The sequence below is a fragment of the Leptospira broomii serovar Hurstbridge str. 5399 genome, from assembly GCF_000243715.2.
Taxonomy (GTDB): Bacteria; Spirochaetota; Leptospiria; order Leptospirales; family Leptospiraceae; genus Leptospira_B; species Leptospira_B broomii.
In genome coordinates, this window is record NZ_AHMO02000008.1 from 1178872 (window position 1) to 1196865 (window position 17994).

A 17994-nucleotide genomic window follows, 5' to 3' on the forward strand; every position below is an offset into this window, starting at 1 on the left:
AAAAGCAAATCAAAACGAAGTAAAATCCTTTCTGGGTTTGCATATCTTAAAAAAACTGAATTAGGGGGAAGAATGGCGCTTTCGCAACTCAAACAAAAAATCAGATTCAAAGATTGCGGCTTCCAGAGAAGGTATGAAAGTAGATACTACTGGTTTCCAGAAGAAAGTCCGCCCTCCTGCCTCATCGAAGCCAGCCAGCGAGATTCCTATCACGACATGACTTTGTATATGTTGATTAATTTAACGAATATGAAAATTATCGATCTCGATGTGGAAGAAGATCGGGTTCCCTACGAAACTTGTCCTCAAGCAATCAAAACATATTCGTATCTTATCGGCGAAGAAATATCTTACAGTAAAATTATGCGCAAATTCCCGGTGGATAAAACCGCCGGATGCCTGCACATAAACGAATTACTGCAGAACGCAGCACAAAGTTTTTCGTCGGCCTATGCGTTCTTCTTAAAAGAACGGAACTTCCCGCCGGAACTGGACGAGTACCGTATGTATGCCGGCACTCTTGATGCAAGAAGCAGACGTGAAATCGGAAGACATTGGTGGATGAAAGATAGAGGAGTTCGAAATTCCTGTTTTAGTTTTTCCGCTGAGCATGAGACTGCGGAACTCAAAGAGCAGGTGAAACCTCTTGACAGCATTACAGCTATGATGGTAAAGGAATTCCGTGGCTCTCGAAATGATCGAGAATCGGGGTAAAACCGATATTCTTGGACCAAATCGATCCATCGGAAAATTCGACTGTTTTTTCGCGCCTATTATGCCCGCTTAGCTCAGGGGTAGAGCATTTCCCTCGTAATGAAAAGGTCGCCGGTTCAATTCCGGCAGCGGGCTTCCCTCTTTTTTTCAGACGGATCGAAAAAGAACTTCAAATCAATCGCATATACCCTCATTTGATTCCCGCTCCGCATTAGTTTACAACTGAAAGTGAAACATAACCTCTATAAATTACCCAAATATTTTCGGTTAATTATCACCTAACTCGAAAGAAAGATACAAAACGAAGGAAATTAAGGTTTTGACTCCGATCGCAGTATAATTCTACCAAGCTCGTTAGTCTAACTTCTTCGGACTCTTATGCGAAACGGAATTCTGGCATTCCTATTATTTTCTCTATTCTTGTGGTCTCCATTAATTGCCGAGACGATCGAATATTGCGATTCTAAAAACGTGTGCTACACGGTCGAACCAGGTCTTTTTGACGGTTCTATTTTTCTTCAGGCAAAGGGATTTCCGTCGGATGCGTTTTTTACGATTTATTTAGTAGTATCAGGATCGAACGTCTCCACGGATCCAAAAACTCCGATTTCGATCGTTCTCCACGGGTCAGAACGGAAAAAAGCGATCGATCTTATCAAAATCGATCCTGCTTTGTCGATAACCCCGAGAGTCGAATTCGTTTCTTATTTCGGAAAATTGAATGCGATTCATGACGATTCCTACGTATATCACTTACCTTATGAAGGAAAATCCTGGATATCCGTGGGTTATAATTCCGGCAATGAGCATCGTGGAGATGCAATGTATTCTCTGGACTTTTATATGCCGGAAGGAACTGCAATTTTAGCGGCAAGGGACGGAACTGTTGTAGAGACGGAGGACCGATTTTCAGTCGGTAAAATTGATCCGACTCTAATAGACAAAGCTAACCGGGTTATCATCGCGCACTCGGATGGAACTGTTGCCATCTATGGACACTTAAAGAAAGATGGTGTGCTTGTGAAGCCGGGAGACAGGGTCGTCGCAGGTTCAAAAATCGGCTTTTCAGGAAATACAGGATATTCTAGCGGGCCTCACTTACATTTCGAAGTGTATCGTCCGGAAGAAAATCGACGAAAAAAAACGTTTCCAACATTATTTAAAACCGAATCGGGAGACGCCGAATTTCTTACCGAAGAAAACGCATACTGGCAAATGACTGAACCGAAGTTTCCGGGTTTTCCGATCACCGATTTGGATAAGTTATGCTTCAGTGAAATTGCTCCCGTAGCCGAAACAAATTCATCCTGTTTAGATCAAGTTTCCCTTAAGAAAAAATTCTACGTAACGATGCCGATTTATAAAACCGGACCCTATGTATTCGAAGCGGAGCTTTTCGTATCAGGACAAAAAAAGCCCACACTGACGTTCAGCGATAAAATACCCGCCGGAGTAACTTCAGTTTCTTGGGAATTTCCTCCTCAGACAGTAAAAGGAAAATATTCGATTCGAATTCGAATGAACGAAATTGATATCGGAACTCGAATCTTTCAAATCCTTCCTTGACCTTATAGGCTCAAGTCTGTTACAAGGAACGCTCGATGTCCAATTTCATAATTATAGGAGCGTGTTTTTTAGCCGGTTTTGTAGCGCGTCATTGGGGAAGATTTCCACCCGACTCCCACAGATCTCTAAACGCCTTTATTATTTCGATTTCGCTTCCTTGCTTAGAGTTTGTCCCATTGCGTCACGCGGTTTTAGATGGAAACTTTCTAATTTTTTCCGTAATGCCTTGGTTTCTGTTCGGAGTGTCCATACTCTTCTTTTCCATCCTGGGAAAAAAATTCGAATGGGATGAGTCTACAAAAACTTGCCTCTATCTTTCTGCGGGGTTAGGAAATACCTCTTTCTTAGGAATACCGCTAGTCGAGGCGTATTACGGAAAAGACGGAATTCCTACAGCGGTTGTGATCAATCAATTGGGAACATTTCTCGCGCTTTCTCTTCCGGGAACTTACTTCGGAACCAAGGCTATGTTACGCCTGAAGAAAGAATCGGAATCGGTAAATCTAATAAAAAGACTGTTTTCCTTCCCGCCGTTTTGGGGATTACTGATCGTGTTGGCTAGTCGCCCCCTGGTATTTCCGTTACCGTTAGAACAGGCAATCTCGCGAATTGGAGATACGCTCACTCCTTTGGCCCTTTTTTCGGTCGGTTATCAGCTTCCGCGGGTTGGGAACGTTAATTATAACCTCGCAGATGCCGAAAATCCTTCGGGAGCGTCATCGGCTCCTCTAGTTTGGGGTCTAGTATACAAACTCTTATTGGGTCCGTTTATGGTATGGTTTTGCTTTGGTAGCTATTATTTTTTCACGGATCCTACCTTCCGTCAAGCGCAGCCTACTTATTTGCGGGATTTCAAAATCCTAGTGATGGAAGCAGGCATGGCACCGATGATAACCGGAAGTCTTCTCGCTGCGGAATGGGGACTTAAACCAAGATTAGCTGTTTCCTTAGTCGGAATCGGAATACCGCTTTCTTTTGTTACGACGATGGGATTGTATTACCTCCTGGAGAAATGGGCGTGGATTGGAACGATCTTTTTCGGGCCGTGAAAACGGGCAATAATGGAACCCTCCGCGCACTCTTAGAGGAGGCCACCACGAGGGACGGCTATGCCGAGGAGTTCCCCGAACTAAGGGATTCCTATGGATGCGGTCTCTTATACTGGGCTATTAAGGAAGATAATCAAGAAGCAACCAAACTTTTATTGGAGTATGGATCCGATCCGAACGAAACCAGTTCCCGCGGGGAAACGGCTCTTTTGTTGGCATTGGAATCCGAACAACTGGATTTAGCTAGACTGGTATTGGAGTACGGTGCGGATCCCGAACTCAGAGATATGGACGGTAATACTCCGCTCAGCAAGGCGGTAAGCTCAGGTAAACTGGAATTAGTCGAATTGCTTTTTGAAATTCCCGACTCCATGCCGGATATCGAAGGAAGAAATGGCGAGGGTTACTCGCCGCTTCTATTAGCGGTAGATCTAGGAAATTACGAAATCGCGGAATATCTTTTAAAGAAAAATGCGGACCCAAAGAAAAAAAATTCCGAAGGTCGAACAATTCTTCACTTAACCGCCTTGCATAATGATTTTGAGATACTGGACTTATTTTCAGAAAACCAGGAAGTCCATACCTTGCTCGAAAACAGGGACCAAGACGGAAATACTCCTCTATTACTTTCCGCTTTGTACGATAGCGTAGAATGTTTGGACAGGCTTATACGTTGGGGTGCGGACCCTCTTGCTAGAAATTTAAGCGGAAAATCGGCCAGAGAGGAAGCCGATCGAATGAAATTTCATCATACGCTTAAAACGATCGATACTGCGACCGTTAATTTATTCTTTAAGGCCGCGGCAGAAGGAAGAACGGATATCGTCGAACGCATTTTAAGCAATGGATACGAAGCTGAAATTCGGGACGCACAAGGAAGAACGCCTTTACTATTAGCTGTCCAAGCCGAAAAAGCGGACTTAGCGGACCTGCTCGTAAAAAACGGAGCTTCCCCCTATTCCAAAGATAAAGAAGGAAATTCTCCAATAGCTATCGTAGAAAAATCCGAAAGCCCGATGCTTCATCAAGTGTTCAAACAATTCCTGGAACCTCAAGAAGGTGAACCTTAAAGAAGACGTATTCTTTTCAAAATTCTTTCTAATAATACGTCGGGGTCGGAATGGATCTCGATACTGTCTCTTGTTTCAGGATCTAGAAATCCCTCTAGAACCATATGATCCAGCTGTTTCAATAAAGGTTGAAAAAAACCGTTCACGTCCAGAAGCCCTAGAGGTTTGGAAAGAACGCCTAGCTGATTCCAAGATGTTACTTCCACAAGTTCTTCTAACGTGCCGATGCCGCCGGGTAATGCAATAAAAGCGACAGATTTCTCGTACATTAGCAATTTGCGCTCATGCATTGTCGGTACTAAAATCAATTCCGTAATTTTCTTATGAGCGATTTCTTTACCGGAAAGAAATTCGGGAAGAACTCCGATAACTTTTCCGCCTTTTTCTAGAACCGAATCGGCCACAGTTCCCATTAAGCCCGAGGTCGCGCCGCCATAAACCAAATCAAGACCTTCCGAAACGAGTAGGTGACCGACAAACTCCGCAGCTTGCAGATATTTCGGATCCGTACCGGGTCGAGATCCGCAAAAAACACAAATGGCAGGCTTCATTACCCTGACAGAATTTATATTCTGCAAAAGATGGCAACCGGATTAATAAAAGCGAGGCGCTTCCTTATCCAATAGGGTTCGACCGCTTTGATTCACTTCGACAGGATCAGGATGAATAAGAACTTCCGTATAAGGGAATTCTTCCTTCAACTCGTCTAAAATCGAGTCCAAAATTTTATGACTATCTTCTAGGGTTAGATTCTTAGGCATTTCCAAATGGAATTCCAAGAATCGACGCTCCCCCGCCGAGCGAGTTCTCAAATCATGATATCCAAGTACTTGTGGTGCCCTACTCTCCACGACTCGTAAAATCGAATCCCGATATTCGTGAGAAAGATCGCGATCCATTAGAATATCCGTACTATTTCGGAAAATACTCCAGGCCCCCTTGAGTAAATACAAAGAAACTAGCGCGCCTGCCAAAGGGTCTACCCAGCCCCAGCCGGTATTCATCGCTACCGCAACGGAGAACAATACCAGTAGGTTTCCCAATAAGTCCGAAACATAATGTAGACTATCCGCTGCGACTAAAAGCGATCCAGTCTTACGAACTACGGATCTTTGAAAGAGAATCAATGCACCGGTTAACGCGAGAGAAACAAACATTACGTAGAAAGAAGAAATTTCCGGAATCTCCGACTTCGAATTCGAATTCAGAAAATGTTCTCCTGCATGGAAGAGAATCCAACCGCCGGAGGCGGCGACTAGAAGGCTTTGAAATAGGCCCGCAATCGCCTCCGCCTTTCCATAACCGTAGCGATGATCGGAATCTGCGGGCTTAGCGGCCTGATACAAGGCATAAAGATTTACGGAAGATGTGAGAAAGTCCAGTCCCGAATCCAATGCGGATGCAAGTACTGCCAGCGAGTCCTGTGCATAACCCACCCAAAATTTCATCGCGCCTAAAAATCCGGCCGTAAAAAGGGATAATAAGCCCGCAAAAATTTTGATTCGATTCGAGGAAAAGTTCATACCGCTCTCTCCCAACACTTTTCCTTTACGAAGATATATCCTTCTTTTTTTAATTTCCAAACCCAAAAAAGGATTGGAGTTCCTCGACTAGGAAACTTACGCTTCCCGATTACGAAACCTAAGAGGTATATTCTTGAAACCAATCCTAAGAACTATTCTCGTTTTCCTGATGGTACTTCAGGTATTTATAATCGCTCCCATTTACGCTCAAGGCGCTAACGATAAAATACCGGATCCGGATGCATTAGAGCGGGAAGCGGATGACCTGGAGTACCAAGCTGGTCGTTCGCAAAACCCTGTAGAAAGAAGAAAACTGGCGCAGTTAGCCGTGGACAAACGTAGACAAGCTGTGGATGCAAGAAATGCCATCCAGGATCGGGAATTAACCAAACCGTTCGATGCTGCGACATTTGAATTGCAGTCCGTCGCGATGCAATCAACTTGGGAATCGGAAAGTCTCGCCCGAAATAAGAATATAGGCTCGAATACTACAAGTGCGCTACTCAATTATTCCGGAATATACCAAACTGCTTTGAATGCAGCTAACGGGTTAGGAGCGAATCCGAATCTATTAAATAACAATATGACTCTTTACTCGAGCCCGCAAGGTAATACGAGAACTGCATACCCGATTCGACTTTCTTATCTAAATAAAAACCGAAACTTCGGAATTGAAGTGAACTATTTAGACGTAAGAATGAAACCTTCTTATACTACTTTTGACGGAGTACATTCAACATCCAATTTACCTGCGATTCAATTTCACTCTGCCGAATATAAACGTCAGGATTATTCTTTAAACCTCGCTTGGTATTTTCCAACCGGAACCGGGGCGAGAATCGGTCCTTCGATCGGAGTTCGGAACGTTGACATCTATTCTAAGGAATATGGAAACATACCGGGAAATTACGGATTCGGCTCCATGTCGGAAAAATCGACCGGTCTTGGACCTCAAGCAGGTTTCAGAATTTTTAAAAATCTATTAACGAACGTGATGATTCACGCTCGATTCGATTATTTTAGAACGCTAGGTCATTATGATCGAAATAGCCAAGGAACGATCATCGGAATCGGAGGGAATCCCTATCTTCTCACGACCGGACCTACGGGAAACGTAAAAGATAATCTACTTTCAAGGACCGGATACGAAATCGATGCCGGCATTTCCTTGTTGAGAACGAGATGGCTAAAGTTTACCGTCGGGTTTCAATATACCGAAATGACATCTAGAGTCAGCGGTTATAATTATAATGCATCGGTCTTTCCAGGCGCTCCCGGTGACGGATTGTTTCTAAATCAGGTTTCCAAAACATTGGATCAGGCGTCCTCGATTCAAGCCCTACAAAAGGATGTGCACGATAAATTCTATGGATTTTATTTCGGAGCTTCTTTGCTCCTTTAAAAAAATAAAAAGCCTTCGTTTTCCGGAGGCTTTTTATTTTAAGCGGATTGGACTTTAAATTTAAGCTGCTTGCTCGGAAGGAACAACCCCGGAACGTTCCATTAAATAAAACGAGCCGAAGAGTAAGGGAATATAAACCAAATCACCCAATAGCGAGTTTTGGAAAAAAGGAATCGCCGCAATATAACATGTTACGAGTCCGCCAAGATCCAACGAATACATTCCCGACGTTAACCATACAAAAAAATTGGTAACTAAAAAGAATAAAACGGATCCACCCAAACCGGTGATCGCCAATCTTCCCACCGTTAGATTTTCGCGTAACTGACGTCCTGCGATAGCGAACAGGATAAACATTCCGTAAACAACAGGCACTAATGAGTGAAAGCCGATCACCGCGTCGCTAATCATCATAATTCCTAAGGGTAAGAGAAGAGCCACCCAACGATTCGTGAAATATACTCCACCAAATAATGAGATGGCCAGAACAGGAGTAAAATTCGGTAAATGGGGAAGAAAGCGGCTCAGTACCGCTAAAGCAAGAAGAACAACAGCAACGATATTTCTGGATTGAGTCATGATAGTTTCCGGGCTTTTAGGATAGAGTGAACCCTGAAACTGCCCCGTCAACCAATTCAAGAATGTTTTTCTATGGGGAAAAAGGGTAGGAATTCCAATAAACTATCAAAGCCTGGACTAGTATGAAAGCCCCGAATCCTAACGATTTTCCGAATGCTGTAGAGTATCTCCGCGACATAACGGCAAAGCTTAGAAGTCCGGACGGATGTCCATGGGATCGAGCGCAAACTCATCTCACTTTAGTGCCCTACATTTTAGAGGAATCTCACGAGGTAGTAGATGCGCTTCTAAATGAGAACGATGAACACATAAGAGAAGAGTTGGGAGACCTACTTTTCCAAATCGTTCTCCATGCTCAAATCGCTTCGGAGCGAGGAGCCTTTACTTTCGAGGACATTGCGAACGATGTTTCCGAAAAACTCGTTTTAAGACATCCGCATGTCTTTGATCCTGAAAATTCTAGATTCGAGTCGGCGGATGAAGTCGTCGCAAATTGGGATAGGCTAAAGGAAAAAGAAAAGCAATCGAGAGGGAAGAACGGCAATAATAGAGTCGATAAGAAATCATCCGTTCTTAATGGAGTACCGGAAACGTTTCCATCTTTGCTGAAAGCTGAAAAACTCCAAAAGAAGGCGGCAAAGGCCGGATTTGATTGGCCCGATCTAAAAGGAGTCGAAGAAAAACTTCGCGAGGAGCTCGACGAGTTTCTTGCGGAAATCAAAGCGGCACCGGAAATTTCCGCTAATCAAGTTCGGATAGAAGACGAGTTGGGCGACTTCTTTTTTAGCATCGTAAATCTCGCGAGAAAACTTGGCATATCTTCGGAGTCGGCTTTAACCCGAACGAATTTGAAATTTAAGAGTAGGATCAACTTCATCGAAGAAGAGCTTGCCAAGCAGGGAAAAAAATTTTCCGAAACGCCTCTCGAGCTGTTGGACGAAATTTGGAATCGAGCTAAAATCGAATTGAAAATCGAATCCGACGATCCTATTGAATCCAGAAAAAATTCCACACTCTTAACCATTCGGGAACTTTCCTCGTATCTTATTTGGAAGGAAACTTCCGAAAACGATTGGCCTAAATCGTATCTGTTCTCTTATCAATCCGACGAATATCGACTTATTTTTTCCGGATTCGGTTCCTTAACTCTGCTCCCATTGCAGGACCCCTGGGGAAGAAAAGGACAGCCGATTTTCTACCTAAATTTGGGAGAAGAAATTTTCGAACGACCAATTTGGCAGGATTTAGAAGGAGTTTCGTACACCAAGGTTGAATCGATATACGAAGGCATACTTAAGGCAATCCAATCTTATAAGGAAATTCTAAAGTAAAAGGTATTTTTAAAACCGTTTCGCCTCATTCGTAGCTAACTTTTCGTATTCACTTAGATCTTTTTTATTGAAGAATCCGAATTTCGATCGTCCATCATATATACGGGAGTAAATTTCTTCCCTTTTAATGTGGAAACGCCCAAATTTAAAATCTTGATCGTCGATTCCGGGAGAATTACACGCAAAGTGATCGTATCCGAATTTGCGGATCCGGAATTTCAAGTCGTTGAAACGGCAAGTTTAAACGAATCGGCAATGTTCGCATGGTCCGAAAAATTCGACCTTATTACTCTCGGTATATATTTTCAAGACGGGACCGGCTTCGACCTCTGTAAAAGAATTCGTACGGAAAAAATAAACGATGAACCGTTTGCATCTTTTGATACTAGAATTATTTTCGTAACCTCCGAATATAACGATGCAAATCGAATCAAGGCGCATGATGCAGGTGCTAACGGATTTTTAGAAAAAAACTCGAATTTAATTTCCTTTAGAGAAACTCTCGCAATCATTTTAAAAGATTTAAAGTCCGAACGGCAAAATGCGGTCGAACGATTCAAATTTTCGAAAGACTCTGATCCGAAAATCTCGTTATTAGTCGATGATTCGGAATTAAATTTAGTTCTTTTTAGAAGATTATTGGAATCCCGCGGTATCAAAGTACAGACAGCGATTTCGGGAGAACATGCCCTTCGTTTACTGTCCGAAAATCCGAATCAATACGGAGTTCTTTTAACGGATATGTATATGCCGAACATGGATGGGGACCAACTATGTAAAAAGATACAGGGGATTCCGGGACTTTCAGAGTTACGCCTGGGAATCGTAACAGCTTCTAACGAAGCGGAACTTGCTAGAACTAAAATACCTCCGGGCGTAAAAATTCTTACGAAACCTTACGACCCGGATCAAATAATGAAGTTTATAAACCCTAATTAGGAGGAGAGGAACTCTAAACCCACCAACACATCCGGAAAACATTCCTTACGAATATCTCCTTCGAGCTTGGGAAGTTTCGAATACCAGTTTTTATCTTCGTATTGCAAATCCATCCAATAGAAGTACAGAGTGGCTTCCCCCAATTCGTTTTCGATTTTGATTTCGGAGAATTCCTTTTTTAAGTCTCCGGTGCGTTCGAAGGTTTCGTTGCTCTTTGTTCTATATTGAACTTCCCAAGGTTCGACCCTAAATGGAGTGCCTTGAGCGTTCGGCTTTCCGGGTAAAAGTTTCCAGCTTTTGATAAGAATTCGGGAAACATCTTCGTATTTCAAAGTTTTTGAATATACTACGTTTTCCCTTTTGTGCTTAAACGAAAATTCCTTCGGCGCAGACTTCCAAGTTCCCACGATCGATCTACCATCGCAAAAGAAACCCTTCACCTTGGGCCCTTCGGTTGAATTCGAAGTCGCAAGATTTCCTTTTGATTCTCCCCGAACATCGAGACCGGGTTCGGTAGGTAATGTGGGTTCTTTTGGAAGCGGAATTTTTTGGGCAGGTAAGGATGCAACTAGGATCAAAAAAAGAAGGAGTCCGTACAGACTCCTTCTGATATTTCTTTTAAGTTTCACGGGAAAAACGATCCCAAAAATTCCTAAAGGCGTTTTTGGATCGCCTCCATAAACTTGAAAGTATCCAATTCTTTCGGATTCGGGCTCGTCGCAAGAAGAGTAAGATCTTTCGTCATTTCTCCGCCTTCGATAGTGTCTATCACGGCCTTCTCCAATTTTCTAGCAAAATTGACTACGTCGGCAGTGCCGTCTAATTCTCCCCTTTTTTCAAGGGCGCCGGTCCAAGCAAAAATGGATGCGACCGAGTTCGTGGAAGTGCTCTCGCCTTTTTGGTATTTACGGTAGTGACGAGTAACGGTTCCGTGGGCTGCTTCATACTCGAATTTTCCGTCCGGAGAAACAAGAACGGAAGTCATCAATCCTAAAGATCCGAAACCGGACGCAACCATATCGGACATTACGTCGCCGTCATAGTTCATTAGCGCCCAGAGCATCCCGCCTTCGTTTTTAACGATTTGAGCAACCGCATCGTCGATTAAGAAATAAGAATACTCGATACCTGCTTTTTTGAGTTCGTCCGCTCTCTTGTGAGATACTTGATCGAAGATCGTTCTAAATCTGGCATGGTATTTCTTGGAAATTGTATCCTTGGTCGCGAACCATATATTGATTTTTTCGGAAATCGCGTAATTGAAACAAGCCTGAGCAAAGCTTTCGATCGACTTATCCAAATTAAATTGGCCCATAATGACGCCGGGACCGTCGAAATCGTTGATAAGAACTCTTTCTTTTTCCTTGCCGTCTTTTGTGGTAAAGACGATCTCTACTTTTCCCGCCTCAGGAATATAAAGTTCGGTATCTTTGTACAAGTCTCCGAATGCATGCCTACCGACTACGATCGGTTTCTTCCAAGATCTGATTGCGGAGGGTATATTATTGACGATGATCGGTTTCCGAAAAACGGTTCCGTCTAAAATGGAACGAATCGTTCCGTTCGGAGATTTCCATTCTTTCTTTAAATTGTATTCTTTTACACGATCTTGGTTTGGCGTGATGGTCGCACACTTTACGCCGACTCCGTATTTGAGAATGGCGTTGGCTGAATCAACGGTTACCTTATCTTCCGTTTTGTCCCTGTATTCGACCCCTAAGTCGTAATAGTCCAGTTCGATGTCGAGATAGGGATGAATGAAACGATCCTTGATCTCTTTCCAGATGATGCGGGTCATTTCGTCCCCGTCCAGCTCCACTAAGGGAGTTTTCACCTTGATCTTAGCCATTGGGTTCTCCTTGTATTGTGTAGATAAATTACAGTCTAGGCTTGGTGTCCATTCTCTCCGTCCTTAGGACTTGGGGAAAGAAGGATTCTCTTTAATTTTTAAGATTCCGTTTCGCAGATAGTATAGGTTCTGTGTCCCGAAATAATTAATAGCGACAGGCAACGAAACGATTCCAAGGACGGAGAAATATCGATATTTCAAAGAATCTTTTTGAGACACGTTATGAATGGTTTTTTCCAGCCTTAAAAGAATCCGTTTCCAACGTTCAAAAACGGATTTAAGACTTGGATTGCATTCATCGAAATATAGACCTTCCGCAGAAGTGACAATAATATCTTTCAGTCCGGGTGGCAAAGGCGGAGAACCGAATAAATCCCTGACTCGCACCAAATCCTTTTCGATTTCGGATTCTTGCTGGCGGGGAATAGGAAGAATCGAACTAATTCCGATAGAAACTGGAAGGGATAGTCTGAAGAGAAAATCGGACGCTACCATCGAATTGAGGTAGCGACGGACGGTTTCACCCAATGTGTCAGGGTGGTCAAGCTGAACGTCAGTCAGATTCTTGACAGTTTGGATTGTATATTGGCTGAGCTTGATCTTTTCGATCCAGAACAGGCTCAATAATTCCGTGTCCATGGCGGTATGGGTACATTTTTTGAGTTTCCCTTTTTTGGCAATCTCTATCCGCGAAGCGGGATGAGACGAACCGCCTTTTCCGGACATGCTGCCACACAAAGACCGCAAGCATGGCAATCTTCCGGACGAACGACGTAAGCTTTATTCGGACCGTGAAAAAATGTCTTCATTCGCCCTGCAAAAGAGAGTCGTTCTTTTTCGGGTCGATCAATCGGCCGGATCTCGAACACTGCAAAAGGACACACAATTGCGCAATCGCGTTTCCCTTCGCATTTTGAGAGATTTACTTCCGGGCGGATAACTCCAACCTCGGTTTTACGTTTATCGACGAGGTGATTTTCTTTATCCGCCCGCTGTTTCATATTTGTTTTAGACTCCGCAAAATTGAACGAAGATTTTACCTCAAATGTCGGCCGGGAACTGCGTAAGGAATTTCGAAGAAATCGACGTGCGACTCTTTCATCTTATTCCACTCTCGGAGTTCTAGGTTGATTATCCATAGTCTGTTGCATTCTACGTTTCATCCGATGTTTCCAATACCTTTTGTGACGACCGCCTCCAAGGCCATGCCCGCCCTTAAAAAGTAAATGAGATAAAACGAATATTCCTAAAGCTTGCCAATAGGTAATCTGTTTCCAGGCAAATAGATCCGGCAAAAGCCAATTCCATAATTGCCAAACGACAGCTGCAGCGGCTAAAAAGAACAGCGGGATAAAAAGTATCCACGCAAAAATTCTTCCTGTCCTAGATCTTTGTGAACATGAATGGTTCATAATTTTTTCCTTATTAAAATTCTTCGAGGAAAAGAGACTTTAGCGCTTTCAACCGTTTGGATAGAAATTCTTTTGCGTACGCTTTTCTGGAGGAAAGCGTTCCTTCCGGAATGCCTGTTTCTTCGGAGATTTTTCGAAATGTTTTTCCTTCTAAAACATTTGCGATAAAAACCGATTTTTGCTCGGCGGGAAGGTCTTCAATGGCAAGAGACAATTCTTCTAAAACCAGTTTTTGATAAAATTCCCGTTCAGGTCCTATCCCTCGCTCGGGGATCGCATTTTCAATATCGAATTCGCTTTCGAGCTGAGGGCCGAGATACTTTCTGGTTTTCTTTTTACGATACCAGTCTCCGACTTTATTTCGAAGAACCGCGTATATGTACGCCAGAAGGTATTCGATGGACCCGTTCGAATCTAGCTCCGCCACCGCGATTAGGAAGGATTCTTGTAAAAGATCTTCCGCTTCTTCGGGGTCGGAAACTTTCGATCTTACCCATGCAAGGATCTTATTTCGTTCCCTTCGATAAATTTTATCCACGGACACCAAGATGATTTTTTTCCTCATAAACAATAGTTGTCTCTTCAGGAAATTCCTTGGTTTTTTTTAATTATTTCGCGAAAAAAGGTAAGAAAATGATCCAAAATGGAAAAAATCCAAAATCAAATGTGCTGTTATCTAAAGAATTCATAGTAACCCCTCCCAAAAGGATCCTCGCTTTAAGTCGTTTTAGGCGGGATTTTCTTGCCTCTTTTTCCATAAGAAAATCCGAGAATCGATTTTTTTTTGAAAATCCCGATTTACAACGCACATCTTTAAGAACGGGAAAGATCCGATCGGGTCCTTTTTTCTTCTAAGTTTTTTTGCGCAACTCCGAGGCCTCTTTACCCGGGATATACGAGGTAACTGATGAGACTCAAAAGAATTGAATCGATCGATCAAGAAATCAAATGGATGAAACTTGAAAAAGAGAAGGAAGCTTTTCTTAAAATCGTAAAAACCCTAAATCGCTATTATGATTCGATTAAGGGACCCGAAAAAATCGACCCGACTTCGTTTAGAAAACGATTGGTGGAATCGGATCCTGATACCGCGGAAATCTTTTTTAAAAAATTCGGTAAATATGAATTCTTAGTCTTCGCTCGAATATCTTCCGAAGGTAAAAGCGAATTCGACTCCTGGATTCATATAGACGGAATTCGGCAAGAACGAGAAGAACTATCGGGACAGAATGTCACGGATCATCCGGTATTTTCGATTCGCTGTCTCAGCGATATTTACGAAGATTCCTGCATTCAAATCTCGGAATCGGAATTAGAGGAAATCGAATTGTCGCAGGCGTGATTTATTTATAAAGTATCTCGCTTACTTTTTCATGAATTTTCTTTCTTGATTCAGGAAAGAAGTACTTGCCTACGGAGAAAAAAGGATTAGGAATTGGAACCCATGTTTTTCTCCGGCGGAATTTTCTTTCCAAAATATATAAGAACGTCTGTTATTTTACTTATGCTAGGACTTCTCATTTCCGGTGAAATCAAGAGCGAAGATAAAGCTTTACGAGCTAGAAAGACTAGCAAGGGAGAAATGGCATATCATCCGTATCCCCAGGAGGGGTATTTTCAAGCTTGGAATTACTCTTTTACGAACGATCACCTTTATATTTTTGCTACATTCTTAGTTAGTAATCTAGGCCCGGGAACTCGAAACAGCGGAATTAGTTTGGTGGTATATGATAAAGAGAACGGAACCAGGTTTTTCACAAAAGAGTTTTCGAAAGACGATCTGAAAGCGGAGCCCGGAGTCATCGAACTGGAAATCAGCGATAACTCGGTAACGAAAGGGGCAGAAGGACCGGAAATTCGTATGCAATCTGGAGACACTAAACTCTTCCTTTCTTACAAGACAAGTTGGTGGAAGGCCGTCTCCTTATCCGGGGGGAAAATAAATTTGCCTGAAAAAAATCGATTTGTCCAAGCCGATATGGCCTTCTCCTTCGTCCCGGCATGGGGATACATCATCCTGAACGGTGAAAAGATATCTTTAGACGGAAGAGGCGGGATGGAGCATCTTCTCACTAACTACGAAGTATATAAATACAGTCGGAGATGGGAATTATTTCGGGCTCAGAATAGTGAGGATGAAAAATTATACACCGGCGGTTTTATCGGAAATGAAACTTTTCCGGATAAGGAAATTCGAACTATAAGTTCTGTCGATGCCGATGGAAAGTTACTTTTTTCGGCCAAGGTGCATAAATCCGAAATCTTGGAATCTGAAACCGAACCGTTTTCGAACTACCTGCTTCCTATACAGGAAAAATTTTATATGAATGAAAGCGGCTCTTGCTCCCTTTTAGTTCGGAGAAAGGAAACCGTGGGGAAAATAAACGTATTATCTAACATCTCCTCAGTATTAAGATTCTTTGTACGTCTATTTTTTGCAAAACCGTATCAACTTTATTATTTGGCGGAAGCTAAACTTGATTGTCCTGTTCCACCGGATGGCTTCGGACATTTACCGAAAGACCAGCGCTTTCATGGTATTTTTTCCTATTACTTAATTAATCCGTAAAATTCCTTAGACTCTAGGAAATCCCGAAGGTCATTAAATCAAAGGCTAGGACAACCTCGGTCCGCCCTAGCTTTTTAAAAGATGTTTACTGATTCTTCTTTCTAGCGGAAACTAATAAGGTTCCGTAATAGATTGCCGTAAGAATTAGCATCAACCAAGGAATCAAGTTCCCGTACGTAACATAAAAGCCGGGTTGAGAATCGAAAACCGATACTTGCTCCCAGGTAGTTTCCGCTTTCATTAAGCCGGTCGATTTTCCCGGAAGAAACCGACCCATATGATCAACAAATCCCGAAATGCCTGAATTGGTGGATCGGACTAGCCATCTTCTCCATTCTATCGATCTCAATCTTCCCAATTCGAAATGCTGGTCACTTTCCGTCGTCGTCCCATACCATTTGTCATTCGTAAGATTCGCGATAAATTCGGGATTTCCTGAATATCTAAATTTCCGAACGAATTCAGGAACGATCACCTCATAGCAGATCAAAGGAAGAATCAAGCCGGTCTCCTTTAATTCCATCCGAGTGGATTCGTAATACCGCCTCGTAGCCTCTGCATTCAACTCCTCGGTATCTTTCCAGTGAATCGGCGCAGGCTGAGCAGGAGGCGTTCCGATACCGGAATAGTAAGGCAATAATTTGAATGATTCTCCCGGTTCGAACTTCCCCGTTTGAGGACTGAGTTCGTACATAAACTCGAAAGGCATAGTTTCCCCGAAGAGCACCAGGTATTGCTTTTGATAGGCCTCTCTTCGATTTCCGTTCGGATCATATATTACATTATTATTATAATATCGTAAGTATTCTTTTCCGGAACTTACCGTTTTATATTTCGCGTCTATTTCGTTAAAAAATACGTTAGCTTTGTATCGGTTTGCAAAAGCGATCATCAATGCTTCGAATCTATACCAATACATCCTGTTCAATTCGGTGATCGGAGTTTTATTCGCGGAAAAATATGGAATTCCTGCTTCCGGTAAAACGATTAGATCCGGTTTTTTTCCGGCCTTGCGAACCGCATCATCCACAAGTTTATCCATCCGTTCCATTAATTCTTCGATAACTTCCAATGGGGAACGACCTCGATCGTCTCGAATGCTCATCGGTGCATCCGGTTGAACGACCAATACTTCGAGTGTCTTGCTAGGTTTCACATCCTTCCATTTGAAATATAGGGAGGTTCCGACGATCCAAAATAAGAGAAATAGACCGAGTGGAATGGCCCAAAACTTCGCGAAGTGCAAAGTTTTTTCCTTGGATCTTATTATTTCAGGTAAATGAAATAAATTCGTTTCAAAGAGAGTGTAAGAAATTACGAAAACAAGAAAACTTAATCCGTAAACGCTCCCTATCTCGACCGTTTGCGCGAGAAGAATATTTCCGGCAGCTAGGTTTCCCCAATACCAAGGAAACAATTGAGGTCCGAGCATATCGGCGGCCAATCCGCAAAATCCTACGACCCATACGCTATGCCTTCCGATTTTCTTCGTTAAGAACGCGTACGACAGCAGGAATATCGGAAATTTCGCACCGAATAGAACTCCAGCAAGAATCAAAATTAAAGCGGCTAATGGAGCCGGAAAATTCCCGAAGACTTGTGCCATATGGAAAATCCAATGGAACGCCACGACATAGAAGAAAACTCCAAAGAGAATTCCGTGCAAAAGCAATTGCTTATATCGTCCCGCATATTTATGCGCTATCCAAAAAAGCCCGAAAGGAGCGATCCACACAAAATGACTCAGATAGAAAGGGGCAAATGCTAAAAAGGCAAAGACGGAGGTCCAAAGATAACAAAAAAGATCGAACCAGCGGGTCTTTTGAAAATTTCGAAAGTTGTTTAAAAACGAATTCATGGATACCAACGTTCTTCGGAAAAAAATAGACTGACGTCAACCGATTTCGACCGTACGGATCGATTCTTGGTTCCGATCTATCATTACGAAGCGATTTCTTTTACTCGTCTTCTTACCTTTTTCGTAAATGCTT

19 protein-coding genes and 1 tRNA gene are annotated in these 17994 nt (G+C 42.8%); 10 read left to right on the forward strand and 10 right to left on the reverse strand.

The annotated features are described in order from the left end of the window. Nucleotides 1–72: 72 nt before the first annotated feature. From LEP1GSC050_RS11080 to LEP1GSC050_RS11100, 5 genes are all read left to right on the forward strand, one after another. Entirely contained in the window at nucleotides 73–714 is a 642-nt protein-coding gene (locus LEP1GSC050_RS11080; protein ID WP_040911634.1) for a DUF2889 domain-containing protein, read from the forward strand. Nucleotides 715–777: 63 nt separating this feature from the next. Continuing rightward, nucleotides 778–849 (forward strand) — tRNA-Thr (locus LEP1GSC050_RS11085). A 243-nt stretch (nucleotides 850–1092) separates the two neighbouring features. Then, nucleotides 1093–2280: a M23 family metallopeptidase gene (locus tag LEP1GSC050_RS11090; protein WP_010571282.1), complete on the forward strand. Its 1188-nt coding sequence runs from the start codon at nucleotides 1093–1095 to the stop codon at nucleotides 2278–2280. Nucleotides 2281–2315: 35 nt separating this feature from the next. Continuing rightward, complete coding sequence (locus LEP1GSC050_RS11095; protein WP_010571283.1) at nucleotides 2316–3329, forward strand: AEC family transporter; 1014 nt, start codon at nucleotides 2316–2318, stop codon at nucleotides 3327–3329. Next, complete coding sequence (locus LEP1GSC050_RS11100; RefSeq protein ID WP_020987391.1) at nucleotides 3299–4399, forward strand: ankyrin repeat domain-containing protein; 1101 nt, start codon at nucleotides 3299–3301, stop codon at nucleotides 4397–4399. Before LEP1GSC050_RS11095 ends, LEP1GSC050_RS11100 begins: the two co-directional genes overlap by 31 nt. Here the strand turns inward: LEP1GSC050_RS11100 and LEP1GSC050_RS11105 are convergent. Beyond that, a complete protein-coding gene (locus LEP1GSC050_RS11105) occupies nucleotides 4396–4950 on the reverse strand; it encodes an LOG family protein (RefSeq protein WP_010571284.1) in 555 nt (184 codons plus the stop codon). The genes LEP1GSC050_RS11100 and LEP1GSC050_RS11105 overlap by 4 nt on opposite strands. A gap of 42 nt (nucleotides 4951–4992) precedes the next feature. Next, complete coding sequence (locus LEP1GSC050_RS11110) at nucleotides 4993–5922, reverse strand: cation diffusion facilitator family transporter (protein ID WP_010571285.1); 930 nt, start codon at nucleotides 5920–5922, stop codon at nucleotides 4993–4995. A 133-nt stretch (nucleotides 5923–6055) separates the two neighbouring features. On the opposite strand from LEP1GSC050_RS11110, the gene LEP1GSC050_RS11115 reads away from it, so the two are divergent. Further along, on the forward strand, nucleotides 6056–7324 hold the full coding sequence (locus LEP1GSC050_RS11115) for an LA_2444/LA_4059 family outer membrane protein (protein ID WP_010571286.1): 1269 nt from the start codon (nucleotides 6056–6058) through the stop codon (nucleotides 7322–7324). A gap of 60 nt (nucleotides 7325–7384) precedes the next feature. Here the strand turns inward: LEP1GSC050_RS11115 and LEP1GSC050_RS11120 are convergent, their stop codons facing one another. Next, nucleotides 7385–7903 carry a DUF6580 family putative transport protein gene (locus LEP1GSC050_RS11120; RefSeq protein ID WP_010571287.1) on the reverse strand — a complete coding sequence of 173 codons (519 nt, stop codon included), beginning with the start codon at nucleotides 7901–7903 and terminating at the stop codon, nucleotides 7385–7387. A gap of 122 nt (nucleotides 7904–8025) precedes the next feature. On the opposite strand from LEP1GSC050_RS11120, the gene mazG reads away from it, so the two are divergent. Both mazG and LEP1GSC050_RS11130 read left to right on the forward strand, forming a co-directional pair. After that, nucleotides 8026–9234 carry a nucleoside triphosphate pyrophosphohydrolase gene (gene mazG / locus LEP1GSC050_RS11125; RefSeq protein ID WP_010571288.1) on the forward strand — a complete coding sequence of 403 codons (1209 nt, stop codon included), beginning with the start codon at nucleotides 8026–8028 and terminating at the stop codon, nucleotides 9232–9234. Between the two features lie 129 nt (nucleotides 9235–9363). After that, nucleotides 9364–10173 (forward strand): response regulator, encoded by an 810-nt coding sequence (locus LEP1GSC050_RS11130; protein ID WP_040911301.1) that lies wholly within the window; start codon nucleotides 9364–9366, stop codon nucleotides 10171–10173. On the opposite strand, the gene LEP1GSC050_RS11135 is transcribed toward LEP1GSC050_RS11130, so the two are convergent. The 6 genes from LEP1GSC050_RS11135 to LEP1GSC050_RS11160 all read right to left on the reverse strand — a co-directional run bounded on the left by LEP1GSC050_RS11135 (nucleotide 10170) and on the right by LEP1GSC050_RS11160 (nucleotide 13999). Then, a complete protein-coding gene (locus LEP1GSC050_RS11135) occupies nucleotides 10170–10802 on the reverse strand; it encodes a hypothetical protein (protein WP_010571290.1) in 633 nt (210 codons plus the stop codon). The genes LEP1GSC050_RS11130 and LEP1GSC050_RS11135 overlap by 4 nt on opposite strands. Before the next feature lie 23 nt (nucleotides 10803–10825). After that, complete coding sequence (locus tag LEP1GSC050_RS11140; protein ID WP_010571291.1) at nucleotides 10826–12022, reverse strand: NADP-dependent isocitrate dehydrogenase; 1197 nt, start codon at nucleotides 12020–12022, stop codon at nucleotides 10826–10828. Nucleotides 12023–12085: 63 nt separating this feature from the next. Further along, a complete protein-coding gene (locus LEP1GSC050_RS11145; protein WP_010571292.1) occupies nucleotides 12086–12661 on the reverse strand; it encodes a hypothetical protein in 576 nt (191 codons plus the stop codon). Nucleotides 12662–12705: 44 nt separating this feature from the next. After that, nucleotides 12706–13023, reverse strand: coding sequence for a 4Fe-4S dicluster domain-containing protein (locus LEP1GSC050_RS11150; RefSeq protein WP_010571293.1), 318 nt, complete (start codon nucleotides 13021–13023; stop codon nucleotides 12706–12708). A 102-nt stretch (nucleotides 13024–13125) separates the two neighbouring features. Beyond that, nucleotides 13126–13434 (reverse strand): hypothetical protein, encoded by a 309-nt coding sequence (locus LEP1GSC050_RS11155; protein ID WP_010571294.1) that lies wholly within the window; start codon nucleotides 13432–13434, stop codon nucleotides 13126–13128. Between the two features lie 13 nt (nucleotides 13435–13447). Beyond that, the gene (locus tag LEP1GSC050_RS11160) at nucleotides 13448–13999 is read right to left on the reverse strand and encodes an RNA polymerase sigma factor (protein WP_010571295.1); all 552 of its coding nucleotides are present in this window, start codon (nucleotides 13997–13999) and stop codon (nucleotides 13448–13450) included. Nucleotides 14000–14341: 342 nt separating this feature from the next. On the opposite strand from LEP1GSC050_RS11160, the gene LEP1GSC050_RS11170 reads away from it, so the two are divergent. Beyond that, the gene (locus tag LEP1GSC050_RS11170) at nucleotides 14342–14776 is read left to right on the forward strand and encodes an LIC_13246 family protein (protein ID WP_010571297.1); all 435 of its coding nucleotides are present in this window, start codon (nucleotides 14342–14344) and stop codon (nucleotides 14774–14776) included. A gap of 102 nt (nucleotides 14777–14878) precedes the next feature. After that, nucleotides 14879–16003, forward strand: coding sequence for a hypothetical protein (locus tag LEP1GSC050_RS11175; RefSeq protein WP_010571298.1), 1125 nt, complete (start codon nucleotides 14879–14881; stop codon nucleotides 16001–16003). Between the two features lie 85 nt (nucleotides 16004–16088). Here LEP1GSC050_RS11175 and LEP1GSC050_RS11180 read toward each other — a convergent pair whose 3' ends face one another. Beyond that, nucleotides 16089–17861, reverse strand: a complete 1773-nt coding sequence (locus LEP1GSC050_RS11180) for an apolipoprotein N-acyltransferase (RefSeq protein WP_010571299.1) — start codon at nucleotides 17859–17861, stop codon at nucleotides 16089–16091. Nucleotides 17862–17994: the final 133 nt, after the last annotated feature.